This window comes from Fibrobacter sp. UWB4, assembly GCF_002210345.1.
Lineage (GTDB): Bacteria > Fibrobacterota > Fibrobacteria > Fibrobacterales > Fibrobacteraceae > Fibrobacter.
In genome coordinates this window covers 674,335-693,633 of the sequence record NZ_MWQI01000001.1, presented here as the reverse complement: position 1 = coordinate 693,633, position 19,299 = coordinate 674,335, and the positions used below count along the sequence as shown (strand labels likewise).

Genomic DNA, 19,299 nt, shown 5'->3' with positions numbered 1-19,299 from the left:
AGACAAGGGAAAACATCAAAAAAGAGGACCTCCCAACTCAAAGAGTCCTCTATAGACAACTCCAAAACTCCTACTAAAACAGTATTTTATTAGAACGCGCCTTAAATTTTTCTACAATTGGCGTAGAGGAATTATGAGCGAAGATATTTTGCAAAAAATCGTGCGGATGCGCCGCGAAGACATTGATAGACTTGGACTGAATTTCAACATTGATATTCCCGAGGCGCGTCGCGTTGGTCATACTGAATTTTTGGGTAATGCAGGAGCCATTCTCGAAGTCAAGCGAGCATCGCCATCCAAGGGCGACATTGCGCCGAACTTGAATCCGGTGGAACTAGCAACAACTTATGCCGAAGCACACGCCCAAGCTGTTTCCGTATTGACTGAAATGAACTTTTTCAAGGGATCACTTCGCGACTTGATTGCTGTAGCGGACTTGATGGAACGCCGCCGTCAGCAGGGATTGCACACATGCGCCGTTCTCCGCAAAGACTTCCTTTTATTCGAAGACGAAATTGACATCGCTTACCGCTGCGGTGCCGATGCGGTACTTTTGATTGCCAGAATTTTGGACGATGCACAGCTCGTGAAAATGGCACAGCGCGCGCAGAAGTTCGGCATTCAGGCATTCGTTGAAGTCCGCGAAGCTGACGATTTCCGCAAGCTTGCCGTTGTGACAGCAGCTCTCGGTGATGCAGCCGCCAAGACGATTGTCGCAGGCGTCAATTCCCGCGACCTCGCCACATTCCACACAGATCCGCTGATTCCCGCAAGCGTACGCAGCAAGCTCCCCGCCAAAGCCGTTTTTGAATCGGGCATTCTGAGCGCCGCCGACGCGACATACGCCCGCAATCTCGGCTTCACGGGAATTCTTGTCGGTGAAGCCGTTGCCAAGAATCCGCCGCTCGCAAAAGACGTAGTGAGCGCATTCGAAAGCGGCTGCGAAAACGCTCGCGGGCAGTTCTGGAAAAAATTCGCCGAGCGCAAGTTTGCTCATAACGAGACTCGCGCAGTCTCATCGCAAAACGCGCACCGCCCGCTCGTGAAAATCTGCGGCATCACCCATGAAGAAGACGGTCTCCTCGCCGCCGAACTCGGCGCCGACATGCTCGGATTCGTGTTCAGCACCACCAAGAGACTTACCACCGAAGAATTCGTGCGCAGTTTCAATAGATCGCTTCGCTCCACTCGCAATGACGTAACTCCGCTTCTCGTTGGCGTGATTACCGACCCGAGTTCCGTCGAAGGCAAAACCGCCATCAAGCTCGCCCAAGAAGGTGTGCTCGACGCCGTACAGTTCCACGGAATCGCCCCGCACAATTCCGACGCAGTCTCATCCAACAACGCGCTCCCCTACTACTGCGCAGCCCGTGTCGGCGAAGCTTCCGATTTTGACAAAGTAGAGGCACTCCGCAAAAACGGCGAACCCCGCATTTTGCTAGACGCCAAAGTCGAAGGCATCCCCGGTGGCACAGGCAAGACCATCCCCGAATCGCTCCTCCGCGAAAAAGCAAGCGGCACCCCGCTCTGGCTCGCCGGCGGCATCAATCCCGAAAACGTCGTTACCATCTGCGAAAAGTTCCACCCCGAACTCATCGACGTTTCAAGCGGCATCGAAGACGCCCCCGGCATCAAGAATCACGACAAGATGAAATCGCTGTTTGCAGCAATCGCCGCAAAATAGCAATCAGGAAATCGCAATTAAGCAAAAAGCCTATCTCTCAAGATAGGCATTTTCTATACCGCCCCAAAACCATACCAAAAATTTACAAAAAAGTTATCGTAACCTATTGACAATCAATAACTTACATTATATATTGGTATACGTAAAGGTGAAATCGGTAATCCACTCAGACCGCTTGCGGGAGGGGTTCCCGTAAAACGGAACGGATTCACTGGTTTCATCAAGTGTTTGCTAAGATGGCTTCCGAGCATTATCGGAAGCCTATTTTTTATGTCAATTTTTCCCTATTCCCTTGCCAAATTTACCAAGGCTTCCTAAATTTTAAGACATGAAGATGAATTCTGCAATCCGTTTCAACCGTTGGTGGTGGGGCTCTACAAAATAGAGTCCGTTTTGCTGATTTCATCAAGTGTTTGTAAAAGGCTTTCGGACTTACCGAAGGCCTTTATTTTTTGCCTTGAATTTTAAACCTAAACCCAGAACCTACTATGATTACTTCTAATAACGGTTTCTTTGACAAGTTCGGCGGCAAGTACGTTGCCGAAATCATCCGCCGCCCGCTCGACGACCTCGAAGCGGCATTCAACAAGTACATCCACGATCCGGAATTCCTTGAAGAACTCCGCATCATCCAGCGCGACTACATTGGCCGCGAAACTCCGTTGTACTTTGCCCCGACGGCAACCAAACTTTTGGGCGGTGCGCAGATTTACATCAAGCTCGAAGGTCTCGCCAACACGGGCGCCCACAAGATCAACAACGCAATCGGTCAATGCCTCCTCGCGAAGAAAATGGGCAAGACCCGCATCATCGCCGAAACGGGAGCCGGCCAGCACGGCCTCGCCACCGCAGCTGCATGCGCTAAGCTCGGCCTCGAATGCGTCGTGTACATGGGCGAAGTTGACGTCCGTCGTCAGCAGCCGAACGTGGCAACGATGGAAATGTACGGTGCAAAGGTCGTGCCGGTCACAAGCGGTAGCCGCACACTCAAGGATGCCGTGAACGAAGCCATGCGCGACTGGGCCACAAACTTCCAGAACACGCACTATGTGCTCGGTTCCGCACTCGGCCCTGCCCCATTCCCGGATATCGTTCGCACGTTCCAGTCCATCATCGGCGAAGAAGTCAAGCGCCAGGCAGCCGAACGTAACATCGACATCGCAGCCGTTGTCGCTTGCGTGGGTGGCGGCAGCAACTCCATCGGCGTGTTCACGCCGTTTATCGAAGACAAGAATGTGCGCCTTATCGGTGCAGAGGCTGGTGGCATTGGTCCGAACGTCGGCGAAAACGCAGCCCGCATGACCGGTAACGCAAGCCGCGAAGGCATCGTGCAGGGTTACAAGAGCCGCTTCCTCATTGACGAAGACGGTCAATCCATGCCAACGCGCTCCATTTCGGCTGGTCTCGACTACATGGGCATTGGCCCGCAGCTCGCCGCCCTCGGTGAATCCGGTCGCGTGGAATTCACGGCAATCCTCGACAAGGAAGCTCTTGAAGCAGTCAAGTTCTTTGCCCGTAACGAAGGCATTTTGTTCGCACTCGAAAGCGCTCACGCCGGTGCTGCCGCCATGAAGATTGCGAAGGAACTCCCGAAAGACAAGGCGCTCGTCATCAACATGAGTGGCCGCGGTGACAAGGACATCTTCATCACAAGCCCGGTGTTCCGCCCCGAAAAGTGGAAGGAATTCCTCAAAGCCGAACTCAAGCGCCTTGAAAACAACGAAGACATCCACGACGCGGAGATAATGAATAAATAGTAGACAGTAGGAAGTAGACGGTAGACAGTAATGTCCCAAATTATCCTTCCTACTTCTAACTTCCTACTAAAACATTTTCAACAGCGGCAAAGCCGCGAGAATTTATTATGAACTTAATGTCTCATCTTATTGCGGGTTTCCCTGATGCGGAAACGTCCGTTGCCATCGCCGATGCCCTCGTGAAGGGTGGCGCGAACATTCTTGAAATCCAGCTTGCCTTTAGCGACCCGAGCGCCGACGGTCCAGCCATCCAGACCGCCTCCACCATCGCACTCGAAAAAGGCTATTCCACCAAGCAGGGCCTCGCCATCGTGAAGCAGATTCACGAACGCCACCCCGAAACGCCGATTTACATCATGACTTACGGCTCCCTCGCCTTTACGCCGGGCGTCGAAAACTTCGTCAAGATGTGCAAGGACGCAGGCGTTTCTGCTTGCATCATTCCGGACCTTCCGTTCGACCATGACGAAGGCCTCACCGAAGCTTGCAAGAAGCATGGTCTCGAAAACATTCCGGTTGCCGCTCCGAGCATGACCAAGGAACGTCTCGAAACGATGGCATCCGCAGGTTTCAAGTACATCTACGCCGCACTCCGCGCAGGGACTACCGGCAGCGAAACAACGATTGACCAGGCAACACTCGACTTTATCGACACAGTCGGTAAGGGTGGTGCCAAGGTTCTTGGCGGCTTTGGCATCCGCAACGGCGAACAGTCCAAAGTGCTATCGAAGCATGTGTACGCAGTTGTCGCAGGTTCCGTGTTCGTGAATATCGTGCTTGCAAACGCAGACACCGCCGAAGGCCGCGCCAAGGCTATCGCAGAAATCGAAGCAAAGGCTAAGGAAATCGCCGGGAAGTAAAGTCCGCGCATTTTCGCGTACATTCCGAGTTCATTTCACAAAAGACGTCCGTCCTCGGAATAACCGAACGTTTCCTCTTAAGATTAAAATTTGTCGTATGGAATTTATCCATACGACATTTCTTTTATTTGAATTTTACGGCAGTCCCGTAAGCAATGATTTCTGCGGATCCAGCCATCACCGAGGCTGTGGCAAAACGAACGTTGACAATCGCATCTGCACCGATAGCAGTCGCTTCGCTGACCATACGCCCAATAGCGATATTGCGAGCATCGTTAAGCATTTCAGTATAGCCAGCGATTTCACCACCCACAAGAGTCTTGAGTCCCGCAAAAATATCACGCACAACATTTTTGCTAAAAACAACGCTCCCTCTTACCATTTGAAGCGTTTCGATTTCTTTGCCCGTGATATAATCTGTTGTATAAAGTTTCATACGTCCTCCAATTATAGGTCTAAATATAAAATCAATTTTTCACGCAGCGGACGGAAAAAGCAATATCCTTGTTATCACCAGGGATATCCGCAGAGTTGTTGCGAAAATACATGTCCATAAAGTAAGAATTGGCGAAATAGACTTCAGTCGTGCTCCAAAAATACGCACAGCTATCCTGAAAACCGAAATGTCCATCGGCATCCCTGTAACCAGCCGGCAATGCCGCAAATCCAAAGGCATCCGCACCGTTGCCGTTTTCAGTCCAGCCGCTAGTCGCTTTCAGCTTTAACGCAGCGATAGAACTGCCGCCCACCGCTTTTAACAGAGCTTCGAATTCTTCCATGCTAGGGAGGTGCCAACCTTTGGGGCATACACCGCGAACGACCTCGCTAGCCTTGCAATCCCGCGTATAACCGCAACCCTTGCCATCGGTACTGAACAAAGCGGCGCTATCCATGGCGGCAGGCCATGTATAAAGCCGTCCCAACGTTTTGCATTTCTCCGGGTCGTTATAGACGCAATAACTTGACGTATCGGCAAGGCCACCATTGACAGACTTCAAATTATAGCGGTAATTCAGATTTTGCGCCATCCATACTTTGGAATAGCCCGTTCCTTCGGGAGCAATGGTCGTGGTGCGGTAAACTTGCCCGTCGCGGAGATCGGTCAATGTGTTTTTCTCGGCATCGTAAATGCTTTCATCGATGAACGGAATCGAAGAATTACCGTCACAGGCAACGCAAGCAAAAGTTGCGGCACCAAGAAACCAATTCAAGAACAAAGATGATATCTTTTTGAGGTTGGACTTTTCCATATTCGACTACATTGAAAATACAAAATTGTACGCATCGTGCTTTTACACGTTCTTCCCTTTTCCACGCCTTTAAAATTTCTATCTTTTCGCTCGAAAAATTCATGAGGTAACTATGCTTTTTAATTTCGACATGATCCAGGCCACATACGCTCGCATTCCTGCCCGCGTCGCTGTTGCCCGCAAGCAGCTTGGCCGCCCGCTCACTCTCGCCGAGAAGATTCTCTACAGCCACCTGATCGATGGCGCAGAAAACAGAACCTACAAGCGCGGCGCTGATTTTGCCGAATTCCACCCGGACCGCGTTGCCATGCAAGACGCAACCGCCCAGATGGCCCTCCTCCAGTTCACGACTGCAGGCAAGTCCCGCGTGGCTGTGCCGAGTTCCGTGCATTGCGACCACTTGATTATCGCTCGCGAAGGTGTCGAAAAGGACCTCCCGCGCGCCAAGGAAGAAAGCAAGGAAGTGTACGACTTCTTGCAGTCAGTCTCCGCCAAGTACGGCATTGACTGCTGGCTCCCGGGTGCTGGCATCATCCACCAGGTGGTGCTCGAAAACTACGCCTTCCCGGGCGGAATGATGATCGGTACCGACTCCCACACCGTGAACGCAGGCGGCCTCGGTATGCTCGCGATTGGCGTGGGCGGTGCAGACGCCGTGGACGCCATGGTCGGTCTCCCGTGGGAACTCAAGTACCCGAAGATGATCGGCGTGAAGCTCACTGGCAAGCTCCAGGGCTTTGCAACGGCTAAGGACATCATCCTTAAGCTCGCCGGCATCCTCACTGTTAAGGGTGGCACGAACGCTATTATCGAATACTTTGGCGAAGGCGCACGCAGCCTCTCCGCTACCGGCAAGGCAACGATTGCCAACATGGGTGCCGAAGTGGGCGCTACCTGCTCCACCTTCAGCTACGACGATTCCATGAGCCGCTACCTCCGCGCAACAGGCCGTGCCGACGTCGCCGATGCCGCCGACAAGATTGCCGCCGACCTCAAGGCCGACCCGGAAGTTGAAGCCGAACCGGAAAAGTATTTTGACCGCGTTGTGGAAATCGACCTCAACACGCTCATCCCGCATTACAACGGCCCGTTCAGCCCGGACCGTGCATTCGCTGTGACCGACATGGCAGACTCCCTCAAAGCTACCGAAACCAAGCCGGAATCTACGCCGGTCGTAAGCGCCGCCCTCATCGGTTCTTGCACAAACTCCAGCTACGAAGACCTTTACATGGCCGCCAACATGATCAAGCAGGCTCTCGCCAAGGGTCTTTCCCCGAAGTGCCCGCTTCTCATCAACCCGGGTTCCGAACAAGTTCGCTACACTGCTGAACGCGATGGCCTCATTGACTTGTTCAAGCAGTTCGGTGCAACGATCATGACAAACGCTTGCGGTCCTTGCATTGGCCGCTGGGATCGCGCCGGTGCCGACAAGAAAGAACTCAACACCATCGTCCACAGCTTTAACCGCAACTTTGCCAAGCGCGCCGACGGCAACCCGAACACACACGCTTTCGTTGCCTCCCCGCTCATGGCTGTGATTGCCGCCCTCTCTGGCGATATCCGCTTCAACCCGATGACCGACACCCTCGTGAATAACGATGGCAAGGCCGTGAAGCTCGACCCGCCGGAACAGTGCGAACTCCCGCCGAAGGGTTTCGAAGTCAAGGATGCCGGCTACCAGGCTCCAGCTGCTGACGGTTCCAACATCACCGTTTCCATCAACCCCGAAAGCAAGCGCCTCCAGGCCCTCGCTCCGTTCGCGGCTTGGGACGGCAAGGACATCGCGGGCGCCCCGCTCCTCATCAAGGCGAAGGGCAAGTGCACCACCGACCACATCTCCATGGCCGGTCCGTGGCTCAACTACCGCGGTCATCTCGAAAACATTTCGAACAACATGCTCATCGGCGCCGTGAACGCCTTCAACGGCGAAACCAACAAGGTTCTCTGCCAGTGCGGTGAATACAAGGAAGTCCCTGAACTTGCCAAGATTTACAAGGCCAAGGGCACGGGTTCCATCGTCATTGGTGACGAAAACTACGGTGAAGGCTCCAGCCGCGAACACGCCGCTATGGAACCGCGCTTCCTCGGCGTGAAGGCCGTGATCGTGAAGAGCTTCGCCCGCATCCACGAGACGAACCTCAAGAAGCAGGGCATGCTCGCCCTCACCTTCAAGAACGCAGCCGACTACGACAAGATCCAGGAACAGGACGTGTTCGATATCGTTGGCCTCACCAAGTTCGCTCCGGGTTCCGAATTCACGCTCGTCGCCCACCACAAGGATGGCTCCGTCGATAACATAGCCCTGAGCCACACCTACAACGAACAGCAGTGGGCATGGTTCAAGGCAGGTTCCGCTCTCAACCTCATCCGCGCGAACAATAAGTAAGCGATCCGGCGCATTCCCCAATAGCATAAGCCATCGCGAGTGCGCCGTTCGTCATCCTGAGTGACCGCAAGGTTTCGAAGGATCAAAAGCATTAAAAATCCATCGGTTTTACCGATGGATTTTTTTGTTCAATAGTAAACATTGCTTTTTAAGTAATTTTTACATATATTTAATGTGTAAAACAATTAAATATCACAGGAAGCAAAATGGCAAATCTAACAATTACACTCGATGATGAAGACAAAAAAGGCATCGCGGAATTTTGCGAACAAGTGGGAATGACTATTTCAGGCCTCTATAACGTATTTACCAAGCAAGTATTACGCGAAGGTAGAATTCCTTTTGAAATTGGCATAAACACCCCTAATCGCGAGACAATCAAAGCAATGAAAGAAGGCGACAAAATCTACGAGAAATTTTTGAAAAATCCATCAAAAGTTAAAACCTATACCGTCAACGAAGCCATTCGGGAGATGAAATCTTGGTAGAGAAAGAGCCTCTTTACAAAATCCAATGGACATCACAATATAAAAAGGACATCAAGCGAGCAAAAAAAAGAAACTACGACATGGATGAACTATATTCCGTCATATTAAAGCTCGCAAATAACATCCCTTTAGAAGAACGCTATCGAGACCACGCTCTTGACGGCAACTGGGCAGGACACAGAGAACTCCATATTCGCCCCGATTGGCTTCTGATTTACCAAAAAAGAGAAAACATACTTATCCTCGAATTAATCCGCACAGGCACTCACGCGGACTTATTCGACAAATAATATTTATTCCTTTTCCCAGCTGAGTACTGGATAGCCGTCATTTAGGCCAGAGTTATAGACAAATTCATCACCAAGGAGTTTAGCGAAATCTTTTGATTTCATTTCGTCTTCAGTTTTAGGCGTTGCGACTCCACCGCCGTTATTGAGGCCAAAAGGTTCCTGCTTGCCACGTTCTAGGTAGTAGTAATCAGCCATCGTGGTATTGTAGTTGTAGCCAATCATCAAGCCAACTAAGGAATCGCCATCAACTTTACCTGTGGAATATGCGGAGTTTGTAACGCCTTCTTGATTATAGCCAATGATTCCACCGACGTAATTCCTCCCATAAACATTTCCAATATTATAAACGGCTGTAGTTTTTGTATAGGACATGGAACTAACTATTCCTCCTGTTCCGCCTTCACCTACAACATCACCTTTATTACTTAAACTTGAAATAAACCCATGACAAACTTCTCCAATAATTCCACCAACATATCTTATTCCGGTAACAGCCCCTTCATTATAAGCTATCTGAACAGAACCGCATGGCCAAGACTCCGATTTCCAACAAGAATATGAGGACGGCTGATTATTTGAATAAACTGTTGTAAGTCCTCCACAGTGTCCAGCAACCCCTCCTACAAAATGTTTACCAGTAATGTCACCACTATTCTTTAAATTTTTCACATCATTCTTTGATGAGCTGCCGATTCCACCAAAGACTCCACCGACATAACCATAGCCTTCAATAGGCGCTAAATTTTCAGCACCATCAACAGTTACATAAGTAGCACATCCAGCTACGCCACCAACATTTTTTTCGCCAATAATAATTCCTTTATTGACTGCATTTTTGATAACTGAATTATCACTATAATTTTTTTGACCTGAACTACCAATCACACCACCAATACATTCGTCCTTTCCTGATACACTAGCCTGATTCGTTATTTTCAAAACCATTCCAACATTAGCACCCACAACCCCCGCAGTATATTTGCCACCGTACACCCAAGAATTGTCCACGGTCAAATTTTGCACGGTTCCCTGGCTATTTCCAAACAGTCCATTGTGCGTACTTGTCGTGTTGATGAACATGCCGCTTATAGTATGACCATCGCCATCAAAGTTGCCGTCAAAGGACACACTTGAATTGCCGATAGGTGTCCACTTGTGAAGTTTCGTCGAATCTGCCACAAGAGCGCCCTTGCTATCAATAACTTTTCCCTTGTTGAGCAAGATATCTGCACCAAGCTTGAAATACTTGCCGCTATAAGCCTTTTCACTAGCATTTACCAAGAAAGACAAGCGAGCAAGCTGTTCAGCCGTCAATATGATGTACGGGCTAAGCTTAGTTCCCGTACCACAAGCGAAATCCTTTGCGGTCGTTCCATCCCAGGGTTCACCCGACTCGCCAGAACAATCTTCTTCGTCAGATTTATCCGTGGAACGGCTCGATGAACTTTTTTCATTAATTCTGCTACTGGAGCTGACCTTATTTTTCTTGGGGCCATTTAAAGAAGCTGGATCATCATCTTCAGTTGACGAAACCGATTGAGAACAAGCACCGAGCGCCATCGCAATGCTCATAATTCCAAATAGCACAAACCGCATAAGAAACCTTTTTTGTCAAATATAAATTTTCATCACAAATATAAATATGAAATTCTATACGGATTCATTCACATACGACCGCACCCCATAAAAAAGGGAAATCCCCCGCATCGGCGAGGGATTTCAATCCATAGCAGAAACCAAGAGACTTCTTGTGTTTCAAATTTCTCTTGTACTTTGTCTTGTCTCGGACAACTCTTGTCCGTAACGTGGCTCCGTTTTGGGAGCCGTCTATGCGGAGCATGCGCATCGCATCGCTTTCTTTGGCGGTTTCAGCAACCTTGCTGAACGCTTTATCTTTCTTTTTAGCCATGACAGCCTCCTTGAAAGACAAATTTAATATATTACCGTTAAATAAAAAAGGGTTTTAATATGAGAAAGGCTTACGCAGTTTTATGTGGCATGTTCATATTTGTCGCTTGCAGCGATGACAATCCGACATCGGGTCTCGACAATACTCAAACCACAAAACCATCAACTCAGTCAAATGTTGATATCGGCGAAGGTTATACGTTTGTGACTCCGTTCAGATTTGAAGAGGATACAAAAAAAGCATACGTAGGGACATACTCCTGCAATTACCACCCCGATACAAAAACTTTTGCATGGGAAGAAAATCTAAAATCACTAGAACCCAGTTCATTTAGGGTTGTTGGAGATTCCCTTTGGATAGGACCTACAGAAAAACAAGTTTCTGAAGATCCAAATGAGCAACAGTTTCTTGACGCATACATAAATGTTGAAACATTGTCTTTAAGCAATAACCACAATGGCATTTACGGTGTTTGGGAACTTACCGGTTGCGAAAGGATTCTCGGTGAAACAGAAATAAAGTGTTCAAAATTCATCGCTCACTTGAGCGGTATAACACGTACATTTACAATCACTCCAGACTCTCTATATATCACGACTAGAGTGAGTATAGACAACGCAATTGAGCTTGGTGCAAATTACGATCATATCCTTGATGATAATTTGGGATTTGATATCGGAGACCTTTACATAGACTCTCTTTTCAAAACTCAAGTCATCAAGGAGATTTCACATCAAGCTCCAAATCCAGTTGAAAGGTTTTCTTTTTCTATCGGTAATCAAATTTTTGAAGTTGACGGCTATGCAAAATTCGATTCAACAGGCATGAATTACTTTGAAACTTTTTCAAGTAATGGTAAAACATGCACAAGACATGAACGTTTTGGAAATATCAACGAAAAAATGTGCAAAGAAGAAAGTGCAGAATTTCTGTTGAGCGACCGCGACAAAAGCGAAGAGCTATTCTACTATGAAGAAGGTCCTGTAGAAGGTTTCAAAATCGACAACAGAGATGAGTATTACGAATGCACAAAATCTCTTGTCACAGAAGAAACGAAGAATTTACTGAGTCCATTTGCTAAGGTTCACAACAATTAATAACATGTACGAAATTTTCAAATTAATCATATCAGATGATCCTCACATTTATGGGCTCTGCATTTTTTTGCCGAGCCTTTTGGCGTTGATTTTTACCGCAAAATTCAGAAATAATAAAAAGAAACTGAAAATCATTTTAGCGGCAATTCCGTCAGTCGTATTAAGCTATTTACTTTTTGTCTGTTCTTTTACATTTATATACATTTTCATAATCTGCAGCGCACTCGCAATTTTGTATGGCGCGTCAATTGCAGTCGGTTACTATTTCAGCAACAAGAAAGTTATCCTTTGTCTCGTTGCGATTCTAATCCTCCCCTGTTCCCTTGCTTTGCTCACAACTTTTGAGTATTACGAATTGAGGGAGCCGTTCGGCTATATAAATGACAAAGCCTTGCCAGACAGTCTCTACAACGCTAATTATGACTACGAGGTGAAAATAAATAACGCCGATGCATGGGGCAATAACCATTACACTGTCACTATGCGCGGGAAGCACGTAGCGGGTTCCAACGAAGATTCAATCGTTTATTGCAAACAATATAGAATGTGCGCCGGTGTAACGTTTATTTTTGAAGATTCGTCAAGCCGCGACACTCAAGCCGTACAAGCAACACCGCAGAATATCTGCCAGTGGGAACCCTTGCCTCAAGAGAAAAAAGCGACGCTGCTTCAATTAAAAAAATTGGCAGAAAATTATCGCATAGAACACACACTGAGTTTTGCATTGGATGGATACACATTTGGTATCGACATTTTAGACTTCAAAAAGAAGACGATTCGTTCATTGGAACTCGGGAACACATCTGAAGAAGTTCCCCATGCACTAGAAATTGTCAACCTCGGGCTTGCCTTAATTTCATTCAACGACTCTGCAGATGTAGAGGAAAAATGTAACGACCGTCTGCCTCAAATATTCGTAGAAATGAAAACCGATTCGACGCACAATTCAACAAAGCAAGAAATTAGAAAACCTGAACGACGCAAAGCCACGAAACGTTAATCTATTTTTTAGATTTTATTTCGAGGTTTTCTCCGTTTGTCTTTCGACTTAATTGAAAATATTCGCCATCATGGTTTTAAGCGCCTGTTGCTTGCAGTTTCGGGCGGTTTGGATTCTATTTGCCTCGCGCATTATTTTATCAAAAACCGCGAAGCGCTTGGCATTGAATGGATCGGCATTGCGCATGTGCATCACGGGTTGCGCGAAGGAACGGCGGATCGCGATGCAAAATTTGTAGAAGAATTTGCAAAGTCGCACAATGTTCCGTTTTTCCTGAAGCGTTTGGATGGAGAAGCGCTCAAGGCCGCCGAAGGATCGCTCGAAGAAAACGCAAGAGATGCTAGGTACAAAGCACTGGTCGATATTGCTCTGGATCCTTCGACTCCGTTACACTCCGCTCAGGATGACAAAAGGGAGATGCCCTCCCCATACGCGGATCATGCTCACATAAGTGCTAAAGCACTAAGTGATCAAAGAGATCAAGTCGGGCATGACAAAGATCCTTCGACTACGAACCTACGGTTCTCCGCTCAGGATGACATTTCTCTCGTCTCTCGTCTCTCGTCTTTCGTCTCCTACAGCCCAATTGCTATCGTGACGGCGCACCATGCAAACGATCAAGCGGAAACGATGTTCATGCGACTCAAGCGCGGGACAACGCTTGCAGGGTTACGAGGGATTCAAGAAATTCGCGTTTTAAGCAATAGCAAGGGCGTTGCGGGGCTGGCGTCTGAAGCCCCGCTAGAGGGGGTGATGGAAGACCGCGCAGCGGGCTGCAATCAGGGGGAAACTTCCCCCACCCCAAAAGACAAATCTCTCGTCTCTCGTCTTTCGTCTCTCGTCTATATTTTCCGTCCTTTCCTGAACGTCACTCGTAGCAACCTTCTCGCCTACGCTCGCGAGAATGGTTTATGCTGGTGCGAAGATGAGAGCAATGCGGACGTGAAGTTCGCACGCAACAAGATTAGGCACGAGTTTTTGCCGAATCTGGAACGAGAATGTCCGGGGGCAATCAGACAGCTTTGCAAGATTGCTGGGCTTGCCGACAAGGCGTATGCGAAAGTAATCGCTAAATGCTCTAGATCCTTCGACTTCGCTCAGGATGACTCAAGGGGATTCCCGCTCGGTGGCGGGAATGACAAAGATTCTCTAGTCTCTCGTCCCTCGTCTTTCGTCTCATTAGACAAGAAAAAACTCAATAAAATTCTACGCGAATACGCGAACGCGGACCTTTCCGAGTTGTTCCGGTTGTGGCTTTCGGAAAAGGGGTTACGGTTCCCGATTGGATTTTTCTACGGGCCTAAGGAGCCTGCCCACGTGAAAATTCCGGTCCGGGCAGTTTACCGCAGGCGTTCCATCGTCAAAATAGCGCATACTGTCTGGATTTGCGAGTTCAAGGACGCGCTTTCAGCCGCAAAATTTGTATCTTGCGAGAAGAAAGAAAAGGATTATAATGAATCAACCTAAGAAGCCAGCTCCGTTTAAGAACAAGAATTTTATCATTGTTCTCATCATGCTCCTCATGCTTTTCGTCATGTTCCCCATGACCGGGAAAGATTCCAGCAAGGATATTACCCGCACCGAATTTTTAGCCATGATGGGCGATTCAACCAAGGTCATTACTGAACTTACACTCCAGAAGACTCCCGATGGCGTGATTATCGAAGGCGCTTACGAGATGTCCCCGGAAGAAGTCGCCGAGGCCAAGAAGAACCAAAGTGCGCTCGCCAGATTCACTCGCAACAATAGCGACACGAAGAACAAGCATTTCAAGAGCCACATGCTCGAAATTTCGAACGAGCAGATTTCGACTTGGGAAGCATTCAAGGGCGTGAAGGTCAAGGTCATTCACGAATCGACCACCTGGATCGATACGCTCGTCGCATTCTTGCCCGCCATTTTGCTGATTGCGTTCTTCTACATCATGATGAGCCGTCAGATGGGCGGTGGCGGTAAGAGTCCGTTCTCGTTCGGCAAGAGCCAGGTGCGCCAGCTGAACTCGCAAAAGAAGACGACGTTCAATGACGTTGCCGGTTGCGACGAGGCCAAGCAGGACTTGCAAGAACTCGTTGAATTTTTGAAGGACCCGAAGAAGTACGACAAGCTCGGTGGCCGCATCCCGAAGGGTGCGCTCCTCGTTGGCCCTCCGGGCACGGGTAAGACGCTCCTCGCCCGCGCTGTCGCAGGTGAAGCAGGAGTGCCGTTCTTTAGCATGTCGGGTTCGGACTTCGTGGAGATGTTCGTTGGCGTGGGTGCATCCCGTGTACGTGACTTGTTCGAAACCGGCAAGAAAAACGCTCCGTGCATTTTGTTCATCGACGAAATCGATGCCGTAGGTCGCCAGCGTGGTGCTGGTCTCGGTGGTGGTCACGATGAACGCGAACAGACTTTGAACCAGTTGCTCGTGGAAATGGACGGCTTTACCGCTAACGAAGGCGTGATCTTGATTGCAGCCACGAACCGTCCTGACGTGCTCGACAAGGCACTCCTCCGCCCGGGCCGCTTTGACCGCCAGATTGTGGTGGGCCTCCCCGACCTCAAGGGTCGTGAAGAAATTTTGAAGGTTCACTTGAAGAAACGCAAGGTTCCTCTCGGCGATGATGTCGATGTGAAGGCTGTCGCTAAGGGAACTCCGGGACTTGCCGGTGCCGACCTCGAAAACCTGGTGAACGAAGCAGCGCTCCTCGCCGCAAGGTTCAACAACAAGAAAGTGACGATGCTCGATTTTGAAGAAGCCCGCGACAAGCTCAGCATGGGTGCTGAACGCCGTACGCTCCTCATGACCGACGAAGAAAAGCGCCACACCGCTTACCATGAAGCAGGCCATGCCCTCATGACGCTTCTCTGCAAGCACTCTGACCCACTCCATAAGATTACGATCATCCCTCGCGGACGCGCTCTCGGTGTGACCATGAGTTTGCCCGAACGCGACCAGGTGAGCTACAGCCGCGAATACGCCGAAGAACGCATCATGATCATGATGTCTGGCCGCCTCGCCGAACTCATCTTCTTCAACCACCAGAGCACGGGTGCAAGTAACGACATCCAGCGAGCTACTGAACTTGCCCGTAAGATGGTGACGGAATGGGGCTTCGACGAAGAAATTGGACCGGTCTGCTACAGCCGCGCCGATGGCGAAGTGTTCCTCGGACGCGAAATTTCGAAGCCGAAGGAAATGTCTGAAATGATGGCGGAAAAGATCGACAACGCCATCAACAACTTGATCAAGCGCATGGACAACAAGGCAAGAGAACTCCTTGAAGAACACAAGGACAAGCTCACCGACCTCGCCGAAGCGCTGTTTGAATTTGAAGTGCTCGACCGCGAAGAAATCGACAAGGTCATGGCTGGCGAAAAGCTCACCGGTACAAAGAAGAGCCGCCAGTACAAGGCCATGGAAGAACTCGCAAAGAAGCGCGAAGAAGAAAACACTCCGCCGCCTGACCCGGGTGACCAACCGCCGGTAGCACCGATTACCGACGTGCAGCCCGCCCCTGCATCAGGCAACGAAACCGCTACAAATTCTGTGAAGGAAAACGAATAAGGTCGCTCAATGCTCCGCTCTCTATTAGAATCTAATCGTGCAATCTCTTGGAAAATTGGAAACGACATCATTCCAGCTTCGAGGATGCCGCTTGTCATGGGTATCGTGAATGTTACCCCAGACAGTTTCTTTGATGGAGGCAAGCATAACACGCCCGAAGCCGCTTACGAGCACGCTATTTCGTTGGTGGAACAAGGTGCAGCGATTCTCGATATCGGCGGTGAAAGCAGCCGCCCGGGAAGCGCTCCCGTAAGCGTCCAGGAAGAACTCGACCGCGTATGCCCCGTCGTAGAAGCGCTCGCACAGACAGCAACCATTTCGGAAGACCTCGACAATCCGGGATTCCGCAAGTTCTACATCTCGGTCGATACGGTCAAGGCTAAAGTCGCCGAAGAATGCATGAAGCTCGGTGCGCACATCATCAACGACATCAGCGCCTGCATGATGGACCCGAAGATGATTGAAACCGTAGCAAGCACAAAGGCAAGCGTGGTGCTGAACCACATGCGCGGAAACTTCGGAACGATGCAGCAGGACTTCAAACCGTACACGAACGTAGTCCAGGAAGTTCAGGAAGAACTCTTGGCCCAAGTGAAGAAGCTCCTCGATGCCGGCGTCGAAAAAGAACGCATTTGCATTGACCCGGGTATCGGTTTTGGAAAGACGGTTCAAGACAACATAGACTTGATGAAGTCCGTGGACGTGATGCTCAAGGACGGCTACCCCGTTTTGATTGGCACGTCGAGAAAGTCCTACATCGGAAAGATGCCTGGGCTTGAAACGAGCGACAGGCTTATCCCGACCGTGACCGCAGACATTATTGCCGCCCTTGGCGGTGCAAGCGTCATCCGCGTTCACGATGTTCGCGAAGCAAAAGAATCACTTTTATATTTGGAGGCATTGAAGTCCCATGACGCTGTTTAAGTTATTCGGCATCATCGATGTTCGCATGGCTGACATCCTGGATGTCCTCCTCATATCAGTCATTCTGTACTATATCTTTTTGCTGTTCCGCGGAACACGTGCGGCCCAGATGATTTTCGGTGGCTTTTTGCTCATTCTCGCATGGCTCATCGCACAATGGTGGGAACTCCATACGCTCGTGTGGATGCTCAGTAACCTTGCAACGCTCGGTATTATTGCCATCGTAATTTTGTTCCAGCCCGAAATCCGAAGCGCACTCACGCGAATCGGCCAAAGCGTAAGTAAGGTGGACTTGAGAAACATTCTCTTCCACGCCAGCGGTCTCGATGACATCGCCCAGAAGATTTGCACGGCCGTTCAGGATTTGGCAAAGACAAAAACCGGTGCGCTCATCGTGCTTGAAAAGCGCGTGGGCCTCAAGAACTACGCAGATACAGGTGAATACCTCGATGCACGAATCAGCTCCAGACTTTTGCGCGCACTGTTCTTCCCGAACTCCGCTTTGCACGACGGTGCCGTGATTCTCAACTGCAAGTCGATTGTCGCCGCAGGCTGCATTTTGCCGATGCCGACCGGTAACGCCGAAGGCGACGCAGGCTATGGCATGCGCCACCGCGCCGCTAAAGCACTCGCCGCCGAAAGTGATGCACTCATCATCATCGTCTCCGAAGAAACGGGTAAAATTTCTACCGCTTACAGAAACAACCTGAGACGCGGCCTCACCCCGAAAGAACTTAAAGCCGAAATTTTCCGCCACTGGCACGACCTCTTCAACGAAGTGATTGAAGAAGAACAAACCGAAGGCGAGAACGAAGCTGTCGAAAACAAGGTGTAATTTATGGCAAACAACGAAAAGAATTCTACGCAGAACGCACAACATGCGCAAGGCAATGCACCGAAGAAAAAAGGGAAACGCAATCTCGTCATCCTGATTTTGATGTTCCTTTTGCTCATCTGCCTTTTTATAGTACAGTGCCAGCTCAACAAGGTCAAGCAGCAAGCGCTTGAAGAGCAGAAGCTCTCGGAACTAGCGCTCCGCCAGCAGCAGATTCTTGATAGCCTCCGCGCAGAACAGGCCAAGGCAGACAGCTTGAAGGCTCTCGAAGAAGCAAGAATCGCAGACAGTTTGCGCCTTGCCGACAGCATCCGCACGGCAGATTCACTTGCCAATTTGCCCAAAGTCCCGGCAGTCAACAAGGACAGCATCCGCGCCATACGCAAGTTCCGCAGGGATAGCATCGCCCGCGTTAACGACTCACTCGCCCGTATCGAAAAAGACCGCCAGGATTCTCTGAACAAGGCTCGCTTTGCCGATAGCCTCCGCAACTCGGACAAAGTCCCGCCCACCGCCGAAATCACGCCGCCTGCAGGCCGCTACTACGATCCGATCAAGCTCAAGGTCAAGTGCGACGAAATCAAGTGCAAGACATTTGTTTCCATCGGCGATACGCTCAACCCGCAAGACGCAAGTAAGCCCATCGATTACAACAAGACCGGTTCCGTATTCTTCTACGCAACCGACTCCGTCGGTAACCGCACCGCCTGGGAAGAAGCCAAGTACGACATGGCAAGCGACAACATTTGCGGCAAGAACGCCTACCCCGTTCCGGTCGGTTCAAAGACCGTCTGCGTAGACGCTTACGAATACCCGAACCAGCCGGATGCCACACCGAAAGACATGGTCTCACAGGAAGAAGCCGCCCGCATTTGCGCAAACGAAGGCAAGCACCTCTGTACCATCGACGAATGGCAAGCCGCCTGCCGTGGCAAGGACGGATTCAAATTCTCCTACGGTAACAGTTACAAGCAAAGCAAGTGCAACACCAATACTAAGGCAGCCAAGAGAAGCGGTCGCAAGACGCAGTGCCGCAGCTGGTACGGCATGTACGACATGAACGGAAACCTCTGGGAATGGACAGCCTCCACAAGCAAGCAGCACCCGGACAAGTTCCTGGTCGCAGGTGGCGCATGGAACACGAACAACGAAAGTAGCTGTTCCGTGAGCAAATTCAGCTTCTATCCGCAAAACCAGTACCCGAGTGTCGGTTTCAGGTGTTGTAAATAACTCACCGTTAAAACAACATTACATAGATTAACTAACTCAACTGGA

General features: G+C 49.8%; 17 protein-coding genes. 13 read left to right on the top strand and 4 right to left on the bottom strand.

Going from position 1 to position 19,299, the window contains the following annotated elements:
• The first annotated feature begins 133 nt into the window (after window positions 1-133).
• The 3 genes from B7990_RS02920 (at window position 134) to trpA (ending at window position 4,301) form a co-directional block, all read left to right on the top strand.
• Window positions 134-1,684, top strand: coding sequence for a bifunctional indole-3-glycerol phosphate synthase/phosphoribosylanthranilate isomerase (locus tag B7990_RS02920; protein ID WP_088639537.1), 1,551 nt, complete (start codon window positions 134-136; stop codon window positions 1,682-1,684).
• 488 nt (window positions 1,685-2,172) lie between these two features.
• Window positions 2,173-3,441, top strand: a complete 1,269-nt coding sequence (gene trpB / locus B7990_RS02915; RefSeq protein WP_088639536.1) for a tryptophan synthase subunit beta — start codon at window positions 2,173-2,175, stop codon at window positions 3,439-3,441.
• A gap of 107 nt (window positions 3,442-3,548) precedes the next feature.
• On the top strand, window positions 3,549-4,301 hold the full coding sequence (trpA, locus tag B7990_RS02910; protein ID WP_088639535.1) for a tryptophan synthase subunit alpha: 753 nt from the start codon (window positions 3,549-3,551) through the stop codon (window positions 4,299-4,301).
• 124 nt (window positions 4,302-4,425) lie between these two features.
• Here the strand turns inward: trpA and B7990_RS02905 are convergent, their stop codons facing one another.
• The gene (locus tag B7990_RS02905; protein WP_088639534.1) at window positions 4,426-4,737 is read right to left on the bottom strand and encodes a YbjQ family protein; all 312 of its coding nucleotides are present in this window, start codon (window positions 4,735-4,737) and stop codon (window positions 4,426-4,428) included.
• Window positions 4,738-4,768: 31 nt separating this feature from the next.
• Window positions 4,769-5,551, bottom strand: coding sequence for a fibrobacter succinogenes major paralogous domain-containing protein (locus tag B7990_RS02900; RefSeq protein WP_088639533.1), 783 nt, complete (start codon window positions 5,549-5,551; stop codon window positions 4,769-4,771).
• A gap of 112 nt (window positions 5,552-5,663) precedes the next feature.
• Between B7990_RS02900 and B7990_RS02895 the strand changes: the two genes are divergently transcribed.
• From B7990_RS02895 to B7990_RS02885, 3 genes are all read left to right on the top strand, one after another.
• Window positions 5,664-7,937: an aconitate hydratase gene (locus B7990_RS02895; protein ID WP_088639532.1), complete on the top strand. Its 2,274-nt coding sequence runs from the start codon at window positions 5,664-5,666 to the stop codon at window positions 7,935-7,937.
• Window positions 7,938-8,143: 206 nt separating this feature from the next.
• Window positions 8,144-8,425, top strand: coding sequence for a type II toxin-antitoxin system RelB/DinJ family antitoxin (locus tag B7990_RS02890; RefSeq protein WP_088639531.1), 282 nt, complete (start codon window positions 8,144-8,146; stop codon window positions 8,423-8,425).
• Window positions 8,419-8,715, top strand: a complete 297-nt coding sequence (locus B7990_RS02885) for a type II toxin-antitoxin system YafQ family toxin (protein ID WP_088639530.1) — start codon at window positions 8,419-8,421, stop codon at window positions 8,713-8,715. The genes B7990_RS02890 and B7990_RS02885 overlap by 7 nt, the downstream gene beginning before the upstream one ends.
• Before the next feature lie 3 nt (window positions 8,716-8,718).
• On the opposite strand, the gene B7990_RS02880 is transcribed toward B7990_RS02885, so the two are convergent.
• Window positions 8,719-10,287: a hypothetical protein gene (locus tag B7990_RS02880; protein ID WP_176407177.1), complete on the bottom strand. Its 1,569-nt coding sequence runs from the start codon at window positions 10,285-10,287 to the stop codon at window positions 8,719-8,721.
• 88 nt (window positions 10,288-10,375) lie between these two features.
• A complete protein-coding gene (locus tag B7990_RS02875) occupies window positions 10,376-10,624 on the bottom strand; it encodes a hypothetical protein (protein ID WP_088639528.1) in 249 nt (82 codons plus the stop codon).
• 59 nt (window positions 10,625-10,683) lie between these two features.
• On the opposite strand from B7990_RS02875, the gene B7990_RS02870 reads away from it, so the two are divergent.
• The 7 genes from B7990_RS02870 (at window position 10,684) to B7990_RS02840 (ending at window position 19,254) form a co-directional block, all read left to right on the top strand.
• On the top strand, window positions 10,684-11,721 hold the full coding sequence (locus B7990_RS02870; RefSeq protein WP_088639527.1) for a hypothetical protein: 1,038 nt from the start codon (window positions 10,684-10,686) through the stop codon (window positions 11,719-11,721).
• Window positions 11,722-11,725: 4 nt separating this feature from the next.
• Complete coding sequence (locus tag B7990_RS02865) at window positions 11,726-12,721, top strand: hypothetical protein (RefSeq protein ID WP_141099203.1); 996 nt, start codon at window positions 11,726-11,728, stop codon at window positions 12,719-12,721.
• A 36-nt stretch (window positions 12,722-12,757) separates the two neighbouring features.
• Window positions 12,758-14,188: an ATP-binding protein gene (locus B7990_RS15060; protein WP_254917294.1), complete on the top strand. Its 1,431-nt coding sequence runs from the start codon at window positions 12,758-12,760 to the stop codon at window positions 14,186-14,188.
• A complete protein-coding gene (gene ftsH, locus B7990_RS02855; RefSeq protein ID WP_088639525.1) occupies window positions 14,175-16,265 on the top strand; it encodes an ATP-dependent zinc metalloprotease FtsH in 2,091 nt (696 codons plus the stop codon). The genes B7990_RS15060 and ftsH overlap by 14 nt, the downstream gene beginning before the upstream one ends.
• Before the next feature lie 84 nt (window positions 16,266-16,349).
• Window positions 16,350-17,189, top strand: coding sequence for a dihydropteroate synthase (folP, locus tag B7990_RS02850; RefSeq protein ID WP_254917293.1), 840 nt, complete (start codon window positions 16,350-16,352; stop codon window positions 17,187-17,189).
• On the top strand, window positions 17,176-18,024 hold the full coding sequence (gene cdaA / locus B7990_RS02845) for a diadenylate cyclase CdaA (protein ID WP_088639523.1): 849 nt from the start codon (window positions 17,176-17,178) through the stop codon (window positions 18,022-18,024). The genes folP and cdaA overlap by 14 nt, the downstream gene beginning before the upstream one ends.
• Before the next feature lie 3 nt (window positions 18,025-18,027).
• A complete protein-coding gene (locus B7990_RS02840) occupies window positions 18,028-19,254 on the top strand; it encodes an SUMF1/EgtB/PvdO family nonheme iron enzyme (protein WP_088639522.1) in 1,227 nt (408 codons plus the stop codon).
• Window positions 19,255-19,299: the final 45 nt, after the last annotated feature.